A 15,996-nucleotide genomic window follows, 5' to 3' on the forward strand; every position below is an offset into this window, starting at 1 on the left:
TTTATTTTTTATTTGCTTTTAACGTTTAATATTTTTCATTAGTAAGGCTTTTTAAAGAGATATATTAACAAATTATAAGGAAAGGTGGTTAGTTTGACAAAAAAGATTGTTATAGCAGGTGGCGGTGTTGGAGGTTATGTTTCAGCAAAAAGGCTAACAGAACAAATTAAAAAGAAAAATATAGATGCAGAAGTTTTAGTGGTAAACAAGGATGCCTTCCATTATATGCCTCCTCTTTTCTTTGATGTTGCTTTTAATTATGGAGAACCTGAAGACACGAGAGCTCCGTTAGTAAACATGGAAAAATATGGCATAAAAACGGCAGTAGACGAAATCCAAAAAATTGATGCAGCAAATAGAACAGTAATTGGAGCTAAGGGAAAATATCAATACGATTATCTAATTGTATCTCTTGGCGTAGATTATGGATGGAATGCCTATCCTGGGCTGGATAAAGATGGGGTTCACAACTTTACTTTAGAAGGAGCTTTGGAAATGAAGAAAGCGCTAAGTCAGGTTAAGGACAATTCAAATATTGTACTTTTGGTTCCTGAGTTCCCTTATAGGTGTGGAATTTATCCATATGAAGCTTCTCCTATGCTATCACTTTATATGAAGCAAAGAGGGAAAAAAGTAAAAGTTACTTTACTTGATCCGATTCCGGCTCCCATAATGCCTATGCCGAACGGAGGATTAGGGCCTGAAATATCGAGATTTTTGAAAGAGACTCTTGATGAGCACGGTGTAGAATATGTACCTAACGCAAAGTTGAGGGAAGTAGATGTTCAAAAGAAAACCGTTGTAACAAGTGCAGGAGAATTTAAATACGATTTATTAGTTAAAGTACCACCAGCTAGGCTACCAAAGGCTTTAGAAAACAGTGAAGGTTTTGTATTTAAGCAGGACCCAAGATGGTCACCAGCAATGCCCAGAACTATGAGAAACCCACAATATGATGATGTTTACATGGCAGGGGAACACAGTTTACCAACGATAGGTATTGGATTAGCAGGTGTATTTGTTGAATCTATGGCAATAACCGCATCAGGAAATATAATTGCAGACTTAACTGGATTTGCCCCAGCACAGCCTTATAGCCCAGTTACGTGTGTTGGATATGCCGGAGAAAGGGGATGGATGGGTACTTGTGAAGTCCCATTTGATGAACAAAAAGGCATGTATGTACCAAAATGTTACTTTGTTGGCAAATACACTGTTGGAAGGCTGTTAAAACAAGGATTTTATGGAGGTTGGATTGATTCTTTAAAATTCTGAGGTGAGAAAAATGGCAGAAGGAAATTTAGAGGAAGTTTCACCTGAAGTTCAAGCTCAGACATTAGGAGAGCTTTTAAATTCAATAGCAGCTCTTAAAAAGAGTGGTTTATTAGGTTTATTAAATTACTTAGCAGAAAAATCTGACGACACTTTCTTGACAGTAGCTGATGATCCAGTATTAATGAGGCTAGCTGGTTTGCTTGCAACACTTGGTAGAGGAGTAGAAAAAGTTGATGGAATTCAATATGCAAAAGCGAAAATGGCTGTTGAAGATTTAACAAGTTGTGCTTTCAACGCATTGGGAAACGTAGATGTTAGTAAGCCTAGAAAGCTAGGTTTGATGGGATTGATGAGAGCCCTAGGAGATCCTGACGTATCCCAAGGATTAGGAATATTGTTGGATATAGCAAAAGGACTTGGGGCTTGTGCAAGATCCAAGAAATCTCAATAAAATTATAAAATTTTAAGCTCTCTTATTTTTATTAGGGATATTTAACCATATCTTCTGGACAAACTAACAGTAGTGTTTTTAATCCTAAATAAAATAGCAATATATGCGGAGGGCCCGTAGCTCAGCCAGGTAGAGCGGCGGGCTTTTAACCCGTAGACAATAGGCAGCCAGCCTGCCGTAGGCGGAAGTCCCGGGTTCGAATCCCGGCGGGCCCGCCACACCAATAAAGGGCTCCATAAACCCATCATTTTTAAGATAATAATACTAATAAGCTCGGATCTTAACTTTACTTTTTGCAGTAGAGAGGTGGCATAGAAGTTTGCCTTCGAAAATGAAAGAAGAAGAGAAAATATTGGGTCATTATCTTGTTCCAAAGCATAGAATATTATCATTAGAAGAATCGATAGAAGTATTGAAAACATTAGGAGTTAAGCCTTGGCAATTACCGCGCATTAGTATTAACGACCCGGTTGTAAGGATTTTGAATGGGAAGCCTGGAGATATAATAGAGATTGAAAGAGATTCTCCAACAGCTGGTAAGTATAAGGCATATAGGGTTGTTGTATCTTATTAAAGGGGTGCCCTTTTTTGTCTATTGAAGAATCAAAATTAGATAATGATGATTTATGGTCTTTATTTAAACAATATATACATGAAAATGGGTTATCTAGACAACATTTGGATTCTTTTAATTCTTTTGTTAAAGAAAGGCTACAGAAGATAATTGATTCTTATGGAGAAATTAGGCCAACATATAAACAAATCAAGAAAAATGAAATGGAGGAAGAAGGACCTGATATAAAGATTGTATTAGGAAGGATAAAAATAGCTTCACCTCAAGTTAAAGAGGCTGAAGGCAATTTCCGTCAAATAACTCCATCTGAAGCAAGAATTAGGAATCTAACTTACTCATCACCATTATACTTAGAAATGGCCCTTATTGAAAATGGAAATGAGGTTGAAAGGGAAGAATTAAAAATAGCAGACTTTCCAGTAATGGTTAAATCTGTTATAGACCCTATTTCTCAATTGAAGGAAAACGAGCTAATAGATATAGGAGAAGACCCTTATGATCCAGGAGGGTATTTTATTATAAATGGAAGTGAAAGAGTAATAGTTGCTCAAGAAGATCTAGCAGTAAACAGGATAATAGTAGGCTTATCAACTGCCAATACTGCAAGAATAACTCATACAGCTAAGGTTGTTTCTACAGTTTTGGGTTTAAGGAGGCAAGTAATAGTTGATAGGATGAACGATGGTACTTTAGAGTTAAGCATGAGCAGGCTAGGATATAGAATACCATTTGTTGTAATGATGAAAGCATTAGGTTTAGATAAAGATTCAGAAATAGCTGCCGCTGTTTCTTTCGATTCTGATATACAAAGGGAATTGCTGCCTAGTTTTGAAAAAGTGGCATTTACAATAAAGTCAACAGAGGATGCCTTAGAATATATAGGAAATAGATTAGCCCCAGGGCAACCAAGGGAAATAAGAATATCTAGGGCTGAAGATTTCATTGATAATCAATTCTTACCCCACTTAGGAAATAAACCAGAGGATAGGAAAAAGAAGGCGTATTTCATAGGAGAAATGGCAAATAGAGTCTTGCAATTATATCTTAATAAGAGAGGAGAGGATGACAAAGATCATTATTCTAACAAGAGGTTAAGATTGGCCGGAGACCTTATTGCTGAAATATTTAGGGATGCATTTCAGCAATTCGTTAATATCATTTCATCGCAGTTAGAAGAGTACATAAGCCAACGCAAGAAGCTAAGGCTTAGGTTTCTTGTTAGATCGGATATTATCACAGAAAGGGTTAGAGCAGCGCTAGCAACAGGAAATTGGACGCAAAACAGGACAGGCGTTAGTCAGGCTTTAGATAGGACTAATTGGATAAGCCTTTTGAGCCATTTAAGAAGGGTTATATCGCCATTAAGTAGGGGTCAAACGCATTTTGAAGCGAGAGATTTACATGGCACCCATTGGGGTAGATTATGTCCGTTTGAGACTCCTGAAGGAATTAATTGTGGACTAGTTAAGAATCTGGCATTAATGACATATATATCTGTAGGCGTAGAAGAGCAAGACGTTGAAAGAATTTTGAGGAACCAAGGAGTAATATTAATGGATGATATAATAAAAAGCTCATCAGAAAATGATAGCAATATAATATCTATTGTAAACAACGGAGCTAAAGTATTTTTAAACGGTAGTCCTATAGGTTATGTTGAAAATGGTGAAGAATTAGTTAAAAAATTAAGGGAAATGAGAAGGAAAGGAGGACTTAGCTTTGAAGTAGGAATTGCATTAATAAAAGGTGAAAATTCTAATGAAGTTTATATAAATACTGATGAGGGTAGATTGTTAAGACCGTTAATAATTGTAGAAAACGGTAAACCAAAATTAACTAAGGAAATAATATCTAAAGTTAATAATGGGGAATTGAAGTTCTGGGATCTTGTTAGAATGGGCGTAGTAGAGTTAATTGATCCTGATGAAGAAGAAAATGCTTATATAGCTGAAAGGGTTGAAGATGTAAACAATGATACAACTCATTTAGAATTATGGGTTACAGGTATATTTGGAGTAGCAGCATCAACAATTCCATTTATGGAACACAATCAAAGTCCTAGAAACACTTATCAGTCTGCTATGGCTAAGCAAGCATTGGGTTTGTATGCGTTAAATTATAATTTAAGAATGGATAGTCATGCCTATTTACTTCATTACCCGCAAAAGCCTATTGTTCAAACAAGACATTTAGAAGAAATGGGATATAATCAAAGACCGTCAGGGCAAAATTTTGTTGTAGCTTTTATGTCTTTTACAGGTTATAATATAGAGGACGCAATAATATTTAATAAGACGAGCATTGATATGGGTTTAGGTAGGGCTCATTTCTTCAGAGTTTATCCTGCAACTGAAAATGATTATCCGGGAGGTTTAAGCGATAGAATAACTGTTCCATCACCAAAATTATATGATCACAAAGGAGACCAATATTACATTAAGCTAGGACCAGACGGTATTGTCGAGCCAGAGGCAGAAGTTATAGGAGGAGATGTTTTAGTTGGTAGAGAAAGCCCTCCGAGGTTTATAGGTGAAGAAAGGGTAATTGGGCCTGGAGTCCTTTCAAAAAGAGACACAAGCGTTCAGCTTAGATATGGTGAAAACGGAATTGTTGATACTGTTATGATAACGCAAACATCTGAAAGAAATAAATTAGTTAAAGTAAAGGTAAGAGATTTAAGAATACCTGAATTAGGCGATAAATTTGCAAGTAGACATGGCCAAAAAGGAGTAGTTGGTATGCTCTTCCCGAGATACGATATGCCTTATACAGAAGATGGAATAACCCCTGATATTATTGTTAATCCTCACGGAATACCATCAAGGATGACTGTAGGTCAACTATTAGAAATAGTTTCTGCTAAAGCCGGTGCCTTGTTGGGTAAGTTTGTTGATGGCACACCATTTTACAAAGAAGATACAAATAACTTGCAATTTGTTTTAGTTAAAAAAGGATTTGATCCTAGTGGAAAAGAAGTAATGTACGATGGAAGAACTGGAAGGATTATAGAGAACACAATAACAATAGGCATAGCATTTTATCAAAGGCTTTATCATATGGTTTCAGATAAGATGCATGCAAGGGCAACCGGAAAAGTTCAATTACTAACTAGACAACCAACTGAAGGGAAGGCAAGACAAGGTGGGCTTAGATTTGGTGAAATGGAAAGGGATTGCTTAGTAGGGCACGGGGCTACAATGATGCTTAGAGATAGAATGTTGGAAAATAGCGACGTATATGTTATGCATATTTGTAACTTGTGCGGTCATATAGCTTGGTATAATAGCAAGAGAGGAGTTTATGAATGTCCAATACATGGTGATGCAGGAGACATAAGACCGGTAAAGGTACCTTATGCATTTAAATTATTCTTGCAAGAGATAATTAGTATGGGCGTTAAGCCAGAAATAAAAATTTCTGATAAAATTAAAGTTATGAGAAAAATTGTTGGGGAGCCTTATGAACAAAACGAGTCTCCTGATAACAATTCAAGCAATAGTGATGATAATTCAAAAACAATGAAACAAGAAGTTGAAGGAGGAGGTGCTTGAAATGTCGTATACGGCAAATTATAAAGAAAGTGAGAAATATTTAATAGAGAAAATACACTTCAGTCTTTTAAGTCCAATAGAAATTAGAAAAATGGCAAAAGTAACAGTGATAAGGCCAGAAATCTATGAAGCTGATGGATCGCCAGTATCTGGAGGAGTTAGAGATCCGCATTTTGGTGCAATTGAGCCAGGCGAAAGATGTCCTGTTTGTGGTAATACTAGAGAAGACTGCCCAGGTCATTTCGGGAAGATAGATTTAGCTAGACCTGTCTTATTGCCACATTTAGGAGATAAAATAAATGTTATTTTACAATCAACGTGTAGGAATTGCGGTAGAATATTATTGCCAGATGAAAAGGTTGCATATTTAACAAGCATTTATGAAAAGCTTAAAGAGAAATGGCCCGTACTAGCGGAAACTTTTTCAGATGAAATTGCTAAACAAGCTTCCTCAGTCTCAGAATGTCCCCATTGTGGATACAAACAATTTAAACTCAAGTTTACAAAGCCTTTTAATTTCTATGAAGTAAGACCAGAAGGTGAAATCAGGCTTACACCAAGTGAAATAAGAGAGAGGCTTGAAAGAGTACAGGATAAGGATATAAATGTATTGGGAGTTAATTCCAAAGCAGCTAGACCAGAATGGATGGTGTTGACTGTTTTACCAGTACCTCCTTTGTCTGTAAGACCATCTATAACTATGGAAAACGGTTTAAGAGCGGAAGACGATTTAACTCACGCTTTAGTTGAAATTGTTAGACAAAATGAGAGGTTGAAGAACTTCCTGTCTTCTAATGCTCCAGAATCTATGGTGGAGGAAGCGTGGCAAACATTACAAAATGTTATTGCAGCGTATATAGATAATGAATTGCCAAATATTTATCAACTCTCTCATAGGGGTAGAAAGCAACTGAAAACAATTGCTCAAAGGTTGAAAGGAAAGGAGGGTAGACTAAGAGGTAATTTAAATGGAAAAAGGGTTAACTTTTCAGCAAGAACTGTAATTTCTCCAGATCCTTATATAAGCATAGACGAAGTAGGTGTTCCAGAGGAAATAGCAAAGATATTAACTTTGCCAATAGTTGTTACGTCTTATAATATTGAAGATGCTAGGAAATTTGTGTTAAATGGTCCATATAACTGGCCTGGTGCAATGTTTGTTTATAAGACAAAACAAAACGTAAAGATAGATCTAAGATATCAACGCAATTATAGGCAGCTAGCGGAAAGCCTTGAAATAGGCGATGTAGTGGAGAGACACTTAATTAATGGAGATATAGTATTATTTAACAGGCAACCTAGTCTTCATAGAATGTCTATAATGGCTCATAAAGTTAGAGTTATGCCAGGACGTACTTTTAGACTAAACCTTCTTGATTGCGCTCCATATAATGCAGACTTTGATGGAGACGAGATGAATTTACACGTTCCAAGACTTGAAGAGGCAAGAGCTGAGGCTCAAGAATTAATGCTTGTTGAGAATCAAATATTATCCCCTAGATACGGAGGGCCATTAATTGGTGGAAGGCAAGATTATATAAGCGGGTCGTATTTATTAACAGTAAAAACGACTTTATTAACAAAAGAAGAGGTTTCTTTGTTACTTGCTGCAGCAAACTATAAAGGTAAGATGCCTGAACCAGCCATTATAAAGCCTGTACCGTTATGGACTGGAAAGCAATTAATAAGTTTATTTTTACCTGAAGGCCTTAATTTCGAAGGAAGAGCAAAAATTAATGCAGGAGAACTAAAATGTGATAATGAAAGGTGTTTCTTCGATTCTTACGATATAATAAAGAACGGAAAGTTATTAATGGGTGTATTTGATAAAAATGCTATTGGGGCAGAACAACCTGAAAACGTTTTACATTATATAACATTAGAATACGGTTCTGAGAAAGCAAGAGAATTTTTAGACAATGTGTTTAGGATGTTTATTAGAATGCTTGAGATAAGAGGTTTCTCAATATCATTAAAGGAAGTAGAAATACCTAATGAAGCTAAGAGTAAAATTAACAGCATGGTTGAGCAGGCAAAGAAAGAAATTCAACAATTTATTAATGACTATAAAGAAGGAAACTTGGAAGTCATACCAGGAAGAACTCCTGAAGAAAGCTTAGAGTTGAAGATAATACAGAGGCTTCAAAAGCTAAGAGACGATGCCGGTAAATTAGCTATTAGCTATATGGACCCGTTTAATAATGCATTTATTATGGCTAGGACTGGTGCAAGGGGAAGCGATATTAACATTACGCAAATGGCCGCTATGCTAGGGCAGCAGACAGTTAGAGGTAAGAGGATTTCTAGGGGATTTAGAACCAGAACACTACCTCAATTCAAGCCTGGTGATTTGTCACCAGAAGCAAGGGGATTTATTATAGGTAACTTCAGGGTTGGATTGAAGCCCTACGAAGTATTTTTCCATGCAGCAGGAGGTAGAGAAGGTTTGGTTGATACAGCTGTTAAGACTTCGCAGAGCGGTTATATGCAAAGAAGGCTTATTAATGCCCTTCAAGATCTATACGTTGCATATGATGGAACTGTCAGAGACTCAATTGAAAATATAATACAGTTTAAATATGGAGAAGACGGTGTTGATCCAATGCTTACTTATCATGGAAAGGCAGTAAATATAGATAGAATAATTGAAAAAGCTAAGGGTGAATGAAAATGACACCAAGGAAGAAAAAATCGGAAGCTATAAAAGAAGAAGAAAAAAGGGAAGAACTTGATATTAAATTAAAGTCAGCTAAAGAAATACTACCGGAAAAGATATATAAAGAGTTAAGTGAAAAATTAGAAAAATCGGATTTAAGCGTTTCTCAAAAAATTTATGTTGTAGAGGAATCTGTTAGACGTTATATATCTTCAATGATTCAACCAGGGGAGCCTGTTGGTACTATTGCCTCTCAATCAATAGGAGAGCCTGGAACCCAAATGACTTTGAGGACATTTCACTATGCTGGGTTAATGGAGTTCGACGTTACTTTAGGTCTACCTAGATTAATAGAAATAGTTGATGCAAGGCATGAGCCTTCAACGCCAATAATGAGAATATACTTAGATGAAGAAAATAGGAATGATTTGGAAAAAGCTAAGGAAATAGCAAGAAAAATAGAATATACAATTATAAGCAATGTAGTTTCGGAAATATCTTATATATTAGGTGAACCTAGGATACAAATAGAGATTGACAAAGATTTGTTAGATGATAAAGGTGTTACTCGTGAAGAAATAATAGAAACTATTGAAAAGTTAAAAATAGGGCAAGCAAATATTGATGAAAATAATCAGAATATAATAAATGTAGAATTAAATAGTGATGTTATGCCAGAGGAAGAACTATATGATACAAAGGCTTTTAACGAAATAATATTAAAAATTAGGAAGACTTATCTTAAGGGAATAAAGGGTATAAGAAAGACTATGATACAGGAAAGGAATTATGAAGAAAACGGTGTAAAGAAAAAAGAATATGTAATAATGGCTGAGGGAAGCAATTTAGAGGAAGTTATGAAGATCCCAGGAATTGATACTAAAAGAATTGAAACAAATAATATCATTGAAATTTCCCAAGTATTAGGGATTGAAGCAGGAAGAAATGCTATTATTAAAGAAATATTGGATGTTCTTCAAAATTCCGGATTGGATGTTGATATTAGGCATGTTATGCTTGTTGCTGATATGATGACGTGGACAGGTAAGGTTAGGCAAATAGGAAGGTTAGGTATTGTTGGAGAAAAGCCGAGCGTTATAGCTAGAGCAGCATTTGAAGTCACAGTAAATCAAATATATAATGCAGCTATTACTGGTGAAGATGAGAAGTTTTATGGCGTAACTGAAAGCATATCAGCTGGATTGATACCTAAAGTTGGAACAGGGATAGCTATGCTAGGTATGGGAGCTACACCCATTAAACCCCCTGCAAATGATACGGAAAATAAATAAGTAGGATCTACTAATCCAGAAAGGGGGAATAGATATGTCAGTCTCGTTTGAAAAAGAATTAAAGAACCTGACAAAAAATGGAAAATACTACTTGGGTGTAAGTAAGGCAATTAAATCAATACTTAAAGGAGAGGCTAAAATGGTAATAATTGCGGACAATATTCCATTAAGATATAGAGAGAAAATAGAAATGGGGGCAAAACTGTCAAACATACCAATATACGTATTTAAAGGGACTTCACTAGAACTTGGAGCATTAATAGGAAAACCCTTTAAGGTATCATCGATAAGTGTAGTTGATACTGGAGATTCAAGAATATTGGACCTCATCGAAGGGTCTTAGGGTGCATGTGATGGAAAAGAGTAGTAATGGTGATAGAATAGATCTTGAGGAACTTAGGTATTTATCACTTTTTCAAGATTTAACAGGGGCTATGGCTTATAGATGTATTGCAGATAATGAAGGTAATAGAGTTTTTTACCTTGTTAACAAAAACGATTTGGGAAAAGCTATCGGAAAAGACGGTAAAAATGTGAAATCTTTATCAAAGATATTAAATAAGAATGTTGAAATTGTGGAGTACTCTGATAAGATAGAAGAGATGACAAAAAATCTTTTCCCAGAAATAACTGTATTAAAAGTCGATTTAATAGATAAAGATAACGTGAAAGCAGTCTACGTTAAAGTGAAAGATGACGAAAAAGGAAAAGCTATCGGAAAAGACGGTAAAAATGTAAAAAGAGCAAAAATAATACTAGGAAAACTTTATGGAGTAGAAAAAGTGGTGGTAAAGTGAAACAAAGCTTATATTCTGCTAATATAAACTTAAGATTAGAAAGGTGATAAGCAATGGGTGAAGGAAAATCGCCTAACGGACTATTTGCAGCAAGACAGCTAAGAAAGAAGAAAATGAAATTTAAATGGTCTCAAAATGAGTTTAAGAGGAGAATGCTTAAGTTAACTGAAAAATATGATCCATTAGAAGGTTCTCCAATGGCTAGAGCCATTGTTTTAGAAAAGGTTGGTGTAGAATCAAGACAACCAAATTCTGCATTAAGAAAATGCGTTAGATGCCAATTGATAAAGAACAAAAAAGTTGTTACTGCGTTTGTTCCAAAGGATGGAGGTATATTATATATTGATGAGCACGATGAAGTTATAATAGAAGGTATTGGAGGTCCAAAGGGAGGATCTTTAGGAGATATACCGGGAGTTAGATACAAGGTTGTAATGGTTAACGGGGTATCTTTAGACGCTTTATGGAAAGGTAAAAAGCAAAAAGTTAAGAGATAGAGTCAAAAAGTTATTACTCATTTTCTCCTTCATCGTCATCTTCATCATCATGATCCCCAGAGTCTTGATTTTGATCTTCCATATCTGCTAACTTTTTTGTAACATATATTGGCTTACCTGAAATTATTCCTAAATAAACTGCATGGCTTGGTATCATCTTTATAGTTAAATTTAATCCTTCAGACTCAAATTCAACGGAAGCTGTATATAATCCGTTGTTTGTATCCAGTTCATCTATAACGATCCTCTTTAATGTCTTTCCTATCAATTCTTTGAACTCTTCGTGGTTCATTAAAAATGAAAAAATTGATTGTCTTCTAGGGGGAACTTCGCCATCATTATAAGTTTTTATTGCTTCTGCAACATCGGCTGGAATATTTACTAGAGAAAATAGTCTTCCATCTTCTAAAGCTAGACTCAAGCCTATTATATATGTTCCATATCCGCTTCCAACATCTTGAATAATTTTGTAAAAAGTCTGTACATTCATTACTCTTAGCAAATCTTCGCTCAAATTCAATTCCCTCACTTTTAGCTTATTATCCTCCAAAATACTTAAGTTTAAGGTCTCTTAAGCTTTTATTATTGATTAAAGCTTTATTATCTAATATTGTTTATTTGTTTTTAGCTTTACCAAATTCTTTTAATTTTAGGGAAACAATATTTTTAAAAGCTATACCTACCTCATAAAATTAGGTGCGCGAGATTGAGCAATCAAATCAAAATACCAGAAATAGATAAAGTTGGTAGCGATTTAAGCAATATTAAGCTATTAGATAGATGGTCTTGGGAAGGAATAGAAATTAAAGATCCAAGCTTAAAGAAATACATAAGCCTAAAGCCAACATATTTACCTCATAGCGGAGGTAGACATGAGCATAAAAGATTTGGTAAGGCTGAAGTTAATATAGTAGAACGTTTAATTAACAGACTAATGTATCCAGGAAAAAATGGAGGTAAAAAAATGATGGCATACAATATTGTTAGAAATGCATTTGACATTATTTATCTGGAAACAAAAGAAAATCCTATACAAGTATTTGTGAGAGCTATAGAGAATGCCGCGCCAAGGGAAGAAACAACAAGGATTATGTATGGCGGTATTGTTTATAGGGTTTCTGTAGATGTGTCATCCCAAAGAAGGGTTGATTTAGCATTAAGATTTATTACTGAGGGAGCAAGAGAATGCGCTTTCGGAAGCTCAAAATCAATAGAGCAATGCCTTGCCGAAGAAATCCTATTGGCAGCTAAAAACGATCCACAAAGCTATTCTATTAAGCAGAAGGAGGAAATAGAGAGAATAGCTTTGAGCTCAAGATAACGACTTCTTTAATTTTGTAAATCGCATTAAGGTATCACCGTTTTTGCTATAAAAATTTTGTTTTGATTGAAAAATTCATGGTTTTATTAAGCATAGTATTTTTAAATCCCTGTTTAAGCTTAAAATGAGGGAAAAAGATAAATAAGAGAGGTGTAAATGCATGCCTGAGAAGCCGCACTTAAATTTAGTAGTTATAGGGCACATAGACCATGGTAAGAGCACGTTAACTGGACATTTACTATACAGGTTAGGTATAGTTGATGAAAAGAAGATGAGAGAGTTAGAAGAACAAGCTAAAAATGCTGGTAAAGAATCATTCAAGTATGCATGGATATTAGATAAAATGAAGGAAGAAAGAGAGAGAGGTATAACTATAGATTTGTCCTTTATGAAGTTCGAAACAAGGAAATATGTGTTCACAATAATAGATGCTCCTGGTCATAGGGATTTCGTTAAGAACATGATAACTGGAGCAAGCCAGGCAGATGCTGCAATGTTAGTAGTATCATCTAGGAAAGGTGAATTTGAGGCTGGAATGAGCCCTGAAGGACAGACAAGAGAGCACTTATTATTAGCTAAAACATTAGGTATTGAGCAAATGATAGTTTCAATAAATAAAATGGATGCTCCTGATGTAAATTATGATCAAAAAAGATATGAAGAAATAGCAAACACTTTAAGGAAATTTATGAAGGGATTAGGTTATAATGTTGATAGCATACCATTCGTTCCAGTTAGTGCTTGGACAGGAGACAATATAATTGAAAGAAGCCCCAATATGCCATGGTATAAAGGTCCAATATTAGTTGAAGCTTTCGATAACTTACAAGTACCTCCTAAACCTGTTGATAAACCGTTAAGATTACCGGTGCAGAACGTATATACAATACCTGGTGCAGGAACAGTACCAGTAGGTAGAGTAGAAACTGGAGTAATGAAGGTAGGCGATAAAGTAATATTTATGCCAGCAGGTGTTGGGGGAGAGGTTAGGAGTATACAAATGCACTACCAAGATTTACAGAAGGCAGAGCCTGGAGATAACATAGGTTTCTCGGTAAGAGGCGTTGAAAAGAACCAAATAAAGAGAGGAGATGTAGTTGGACCATTTGATGCACCTCCAACAGTTGCAGACGAATTTGTAGCAAGAGTATTTGTAGTATGGCATCCTAGTGCTATAGCCGTAGGCTATACACCAGTAATACACATACACACAGCTACAGTAAGCGCTAAAGTTATAGAAATAGTGTCTAAGCTAGATCCAAGAACTGGTAAGGAAGTTGAAAAGAATCCACAATTCTTAAAAGCAGGAGATGTAGCTATGATAAGATTCAAGCCTATAAAGCCAACAGTGATTGAAAAATACAGCGACTTTCCACAATTAGGAAGATTTGCAATGAGAGATATGAACAGGACTGTTGGTATAGGCATAGTTACAGAAGTTAAGCCGGCAAAGGTTGAAATAAAGAAATAAAACTAATATTTGGTGGAAAATTTGGCATTTAAAGTAAGGATTTGGCTATGGAGCACCAATGTAAAAAGCTTAGAATCAGTAGTAAACCAAATTAAAGAGATAGCTCAAAAAACGGGTGTTCCGATTAGAGGGCCAATACCATTGCCGACAAAGAGATTAGAATTACCTTTGCTAAGATTGCCTCATGGAGAAGGAAGTAAACATTGGGAGCATTGGGAAATGAGGATTCATAAAAGGTTAATTGATATTGAGGCTGATGAAAGGGTATTGAGAAGGTTAATGAGAATTCAAGTTCCTCCAGACGTATATATAGAAATTAAATCAGGAAAGTAATTTTACGTTTATTTTGTTCGGTTGATATTTTTATTATTGAGCCGGGGTGCCCGAGCGGTCCAAGGGGACAGGCTGGAGACCTGTTGTCCCGAAAGGGACACGCGGGTTCAAATCCCGCCCCCGGCGCTTATTAGTTAAGGGAATTCAATTTGCATTAAAATTGTTGAAAACTGATTAGGTATAATATAAAAATGTTTTTTATATAAACTTTTGATAAAGCGAACGACAAACCTCGCCCCTTCTAGAAGGGTAATTTTTTAAATCAAAAATACTGTTTCTATTTGAGATGCTCTCCAGATGCCTTCGTCTGGTCAACTCTTAAAGCATGAGGAGCGGGAGCCGATTTCTCCCGCAATACCAGATGAAGGTATCTACGAAGTTAATTATACAAATAAGAGAACAAATGTTATCCGCATTCTTCCAAATGGTTTTCAGAAAAGGAAGCTCAGAAGGCTATCTAATATATCAGCAAAACTCTTCAACGAGTTGAACTATGAGAGGAGGCAACAATTCTTTCATAAAAAGAAAGTTGACTTCAATAAAACGTGGAACAAGTATTATGAAAAGTATAAGGAAGAGCTAAAAGTTAATGCTCAAGCAGTTATGCAGAAGAATAATGAAGCTTGGTCATCTTTCTTTTCTTTAATAAAGAAAAAAGGAAAACTACCAAAACATATGAAGCATATAAAACCACCAGGATATTGGATTGATAAAGATACTAAAAAGAGAAAGCTTTTACTTGTTGTTAGACAAGACAGATATGTTATAAATGAACAAAACCATAAACTCATCCTCAAGGACTTCAATCTAGAAATAGATTTTGCTGGTAGACTAAAATGGTATGGAAAACAAGGTAGATTGGAGATATACTATGATGAGACTGAAAATGCATGGTATGCCTCAATACCTGTTGAAGTAGGTGTTGAAATAACTAAAAAGGGAAAGGAGAGCAAATATATTATTTATGGTGAAAGGAAGGCAATACAAGTTGAATTGCCTAAAGGTAACAAAGTTGCTTCAATAGATTTAGGTATAAATAATTTGGCAAGCGTAGTATTAAACGATGGCACTTGGTTTCTTTACAAAGGTGTTAAAACTAAGGAGGACTATTTTTATTTAGAGAATAAGATAGAGTAAGTACAATCCTTAGCAGATAATACAAAAAACATTGGTGAATATGAAGCATATGATGAATTATTAAAAGAGAAGAGAAGACTTTTTAAGAAATTAACCAAAAGGCTTCTTCACTTGTATAGGAATTTAGCATCTCACCTAATGAAGAGGTTACACGAATTAGGTGTTTCAACCATTTATTTAGGTTACCCATTTAACATCGCACAAGATAAAGGAAACAAATTTACAGCAAACATGTGGTCTTACCGTAAATTAATTGATACAATTGAACTTAAAGCACAAGAATATGGCATTAAAGTATATGAAGTTATAGAATATAATACCTCAAAGTATTGTGCTTATCATATTGTAGAAGTTAAAAGAAATCCTAGAGGAGTTATTAATTGTCCATTAAAACATAAACTTCATTCTGATTTAAATGGGGCTTTAAACATATTAAAGAAAGTAACAGGTAAAATCTTATCATCAATAAAGAAACCCCTATCTTTTATTGTAGAACATAACAGAGTAGCACCCGTAAAAAGGGTGTAACCCTTAAGACCTCAGGGAACTCGCCCTTCAGGGCGGGGAGGAGGTCAGATATTAAGTTTTTCTCCTGTTATGTTTTTAATTAAATATTTATTTTAATATATAGTATAAATTAT

General features: G+C 35.2%; 14 protein-coding genes, 2 tRNA genes and 1 pseudogene. 16 read left to right on the forward strand and 1 reads right to left on the reverse strand.

Translation table 11 applies throughout. From position 1 onward, the window contains the following. Positions 1–84: 84 nt before the first annotated feature. The 10 genes from RXO53_RS02770 to RXO53_RS02815 all read left to right on the forward strand — a co-directional run bounded on the left by RXO53_RS02770 (position 85) and on the right by RXO53_RS02815 (position 11,093). Entirely contained in the window at positions 85–1,275 is a 1,191-nt protein-coding gene (locus tag RXO53_RS02770) for an NAD(P)/FAD-dependent oxidoreductase (RefSeq protein ID WP_410712745.1), read from the forward strand. 10 nt (positions 1,276–1,285) lie between these two features. Then, positions 1,286–1,726 (forward strand): DUF1641 domain-containing protein, encoded by a 441-nt coding sequence (locus RXO53_RS02775; protein WP_410712746.1) that lies wholly within the window; start codon positions 1,286–1,288, stop codon positions 1,724–1,726. Between the two features lie 110 nt (positions 1,727–1,836). After that, positions 1,837–1,944: transfer RNA gene (locus tag RXO53_RS02780), tRNA-Lys, on the forward strand. Between the two features lie 101 nt (positions 1,945–2,045). Continuing rightward, complete coding sequence (locus RXO53_RS02785; RefSeq protein WP_410712747.1) at positions 2,046–2,300, forward strand: DNA-directed RNA polymerase subunit H; 255 nt, start codon at positions 2,046–2,048, stop codon at positions 2,298–2,300. A 14-nt stretch (positions 2,301–2,314) separates the two neighbouring features. Further along, a complete protein-coding gene (locus RXO53_RS02790) occupies positions 2,315–5,851 on the forward strand; it encodes a DNA-directed RNA polymerase subunit B (protein WP_410712748.1) in 3,537 nt (1,178 codons plus the stop codon). Between the two features lies 1 nt (position 5,852). Then, entirely contained in the window at positions 5,853–8,519 is a 2,667-nt protein-coding gene (gene rpoA1, locus RXO53_RS02795; protein WP_410712749.1) for a DNA-directed RNA polymerase subunit A', read from the forward strand. Positions 8,520–8,521: 2 nt separating this feature from the next. Then, positions 8,522–9,799 (forward strand): DNA-directed RNA polymerase subunit A'', encoded by a 1,278-nt coding sequence (gene rpoA2, locus RXO53_RS02800; protein WP_410712750.1) that lies wholly within the window; start codon positions 8,522–8,524, stop codon positions 9,797–9,799. 34 nt (positions 9,800–9,833) lie between these two features. After that, positions 9,834–10,142, forward strand: a complete 309-nt coding sequence (locus tag RXO53_RS02805; protein ID WP_410712751.1) for a 50S ribosomal protein L30e — start codon at positions 9,834–9,836, stop codon at positions 10,140–10,142. 10 nt (positions 10,143–10,152) lie between these two features. After that, positions 10,153–10,596 (forward strand): NusA-like transcription termination signal-binding factor, encoded by a 444-nt coding sequence (locus tag RXO53_RS02810; protein ID WP_292319352.1) that lies wholly within the window; start codon positions 10,153–10,155, stop codon positions 10,594–10,596. Between the two features lie 53 nt (positions 10,597–10,649). After that, positions 10,650–11,093: a 30S ribosomal protein S12 gene (locus RXO53_RS02815; RefSeq protein WP_292319351.1), complete on the forward strand. Its 444-nt coding sequence runs from the start codon at positions 10,650–10,652 to the stop codon at positions 11,091–11,093. Positions 11,094–11,106: 13 nt separating this feature from the next. On the opposite strand, the gene RXO53_RS02820 is transcribed toward RXO53_RS02815, so the two are convergent. After that, positions 11,107–11,607: a bifunctional nuclease family protein gene (locus RXO53_RS02820; RefSeq protein ID WP_410712752.1), complete on the reverse strand. Its 501-nt coding sequence runs from the start codon at positions 11,605–11,607 to the stop codon at positions 11,107–11,109. Positions 11,608–11,799: 192 nt separating this feature from the next. Between RXO53_RS02820 and RXO53_RS02825 the strand changes: the two genes are divergently transcribed. From RXO53_RS02825 to RXO53_RS02850, 6 genes and pseudogenes are all read left to right on the forward strand, one after another. After that, complete coding sequence (locus tag RXO53_RS02825; RefSeq protein ID WP_410712753.1) at positions 11,800–12,414, forward strand: 30S ribosomal protein S7; 615 nt, start codon at positions 11,800–11,802, stop codon at positions 12,412–12,414. Between the two features lie 160 nt (positions 12,415–12,574). After that, positions 12,575–13,885: a translation elongation factor EF-1 subunit alpha gene (gene tuf / locus RXO53_RS02830; RefSeq protein WP_410712754.1), complete on the forward strand. Its 1,311-nt coding sequence runs from the start codon at positions 12,575–12,577 to the stop codon at positions 13,883–13,885. A 21-nt stretch (positions 13,886–13,906) separates the two neighbouring features. Further along, complete coding sequence (gene rpsJ / locus RXO53_RS02835; protein ID WP_292319347.1) at positions 13,907–14,218, forward strand: 30S ribosomal protein S10; 312 nt, start codon at positions 13,907–13,909, stop codon at positions 14,216–14,218. Positions 14,219–14,258: 40 nt separating this feature from the next. After that, a tRNA-Ser gene (locus RXO53_RS02840) sits at positions 14,259–14,344 on the forward strand. 477 nt (positions 14,345–14,821) lie between these two features. Next, positions 14,822–15,493, forward strand: a pseudogene (locus tag RXO53_RS02845) (transposase); the annotation flags it as partial. A 93-nt stretch (positions 15,494–15,586) separates the two neighbouring features. Beyond that, positions 15,587–15,883: a zinc ribbon domain-containing protein gene (locus RXO53_RS02850; RefSeq protein WP_410712755.1), complete on the forward strand. Its 297-nt coding sequence runs from the start codon at positions 15,587–15,589 to the stop codon at positions 15,881–15,883. The last annotated feature ends 113 nt before the right edge of the window (positions 15,884–15,996 follow it).

This window comes from Caldisphaera sp., from assembly GCF_046536515.1.
Taxonomy (GTDB): Archaea; Thermoproteota; Thermoprotei_A; order Sulfolobales; family Acidilobaceae; genus Caldisphaera.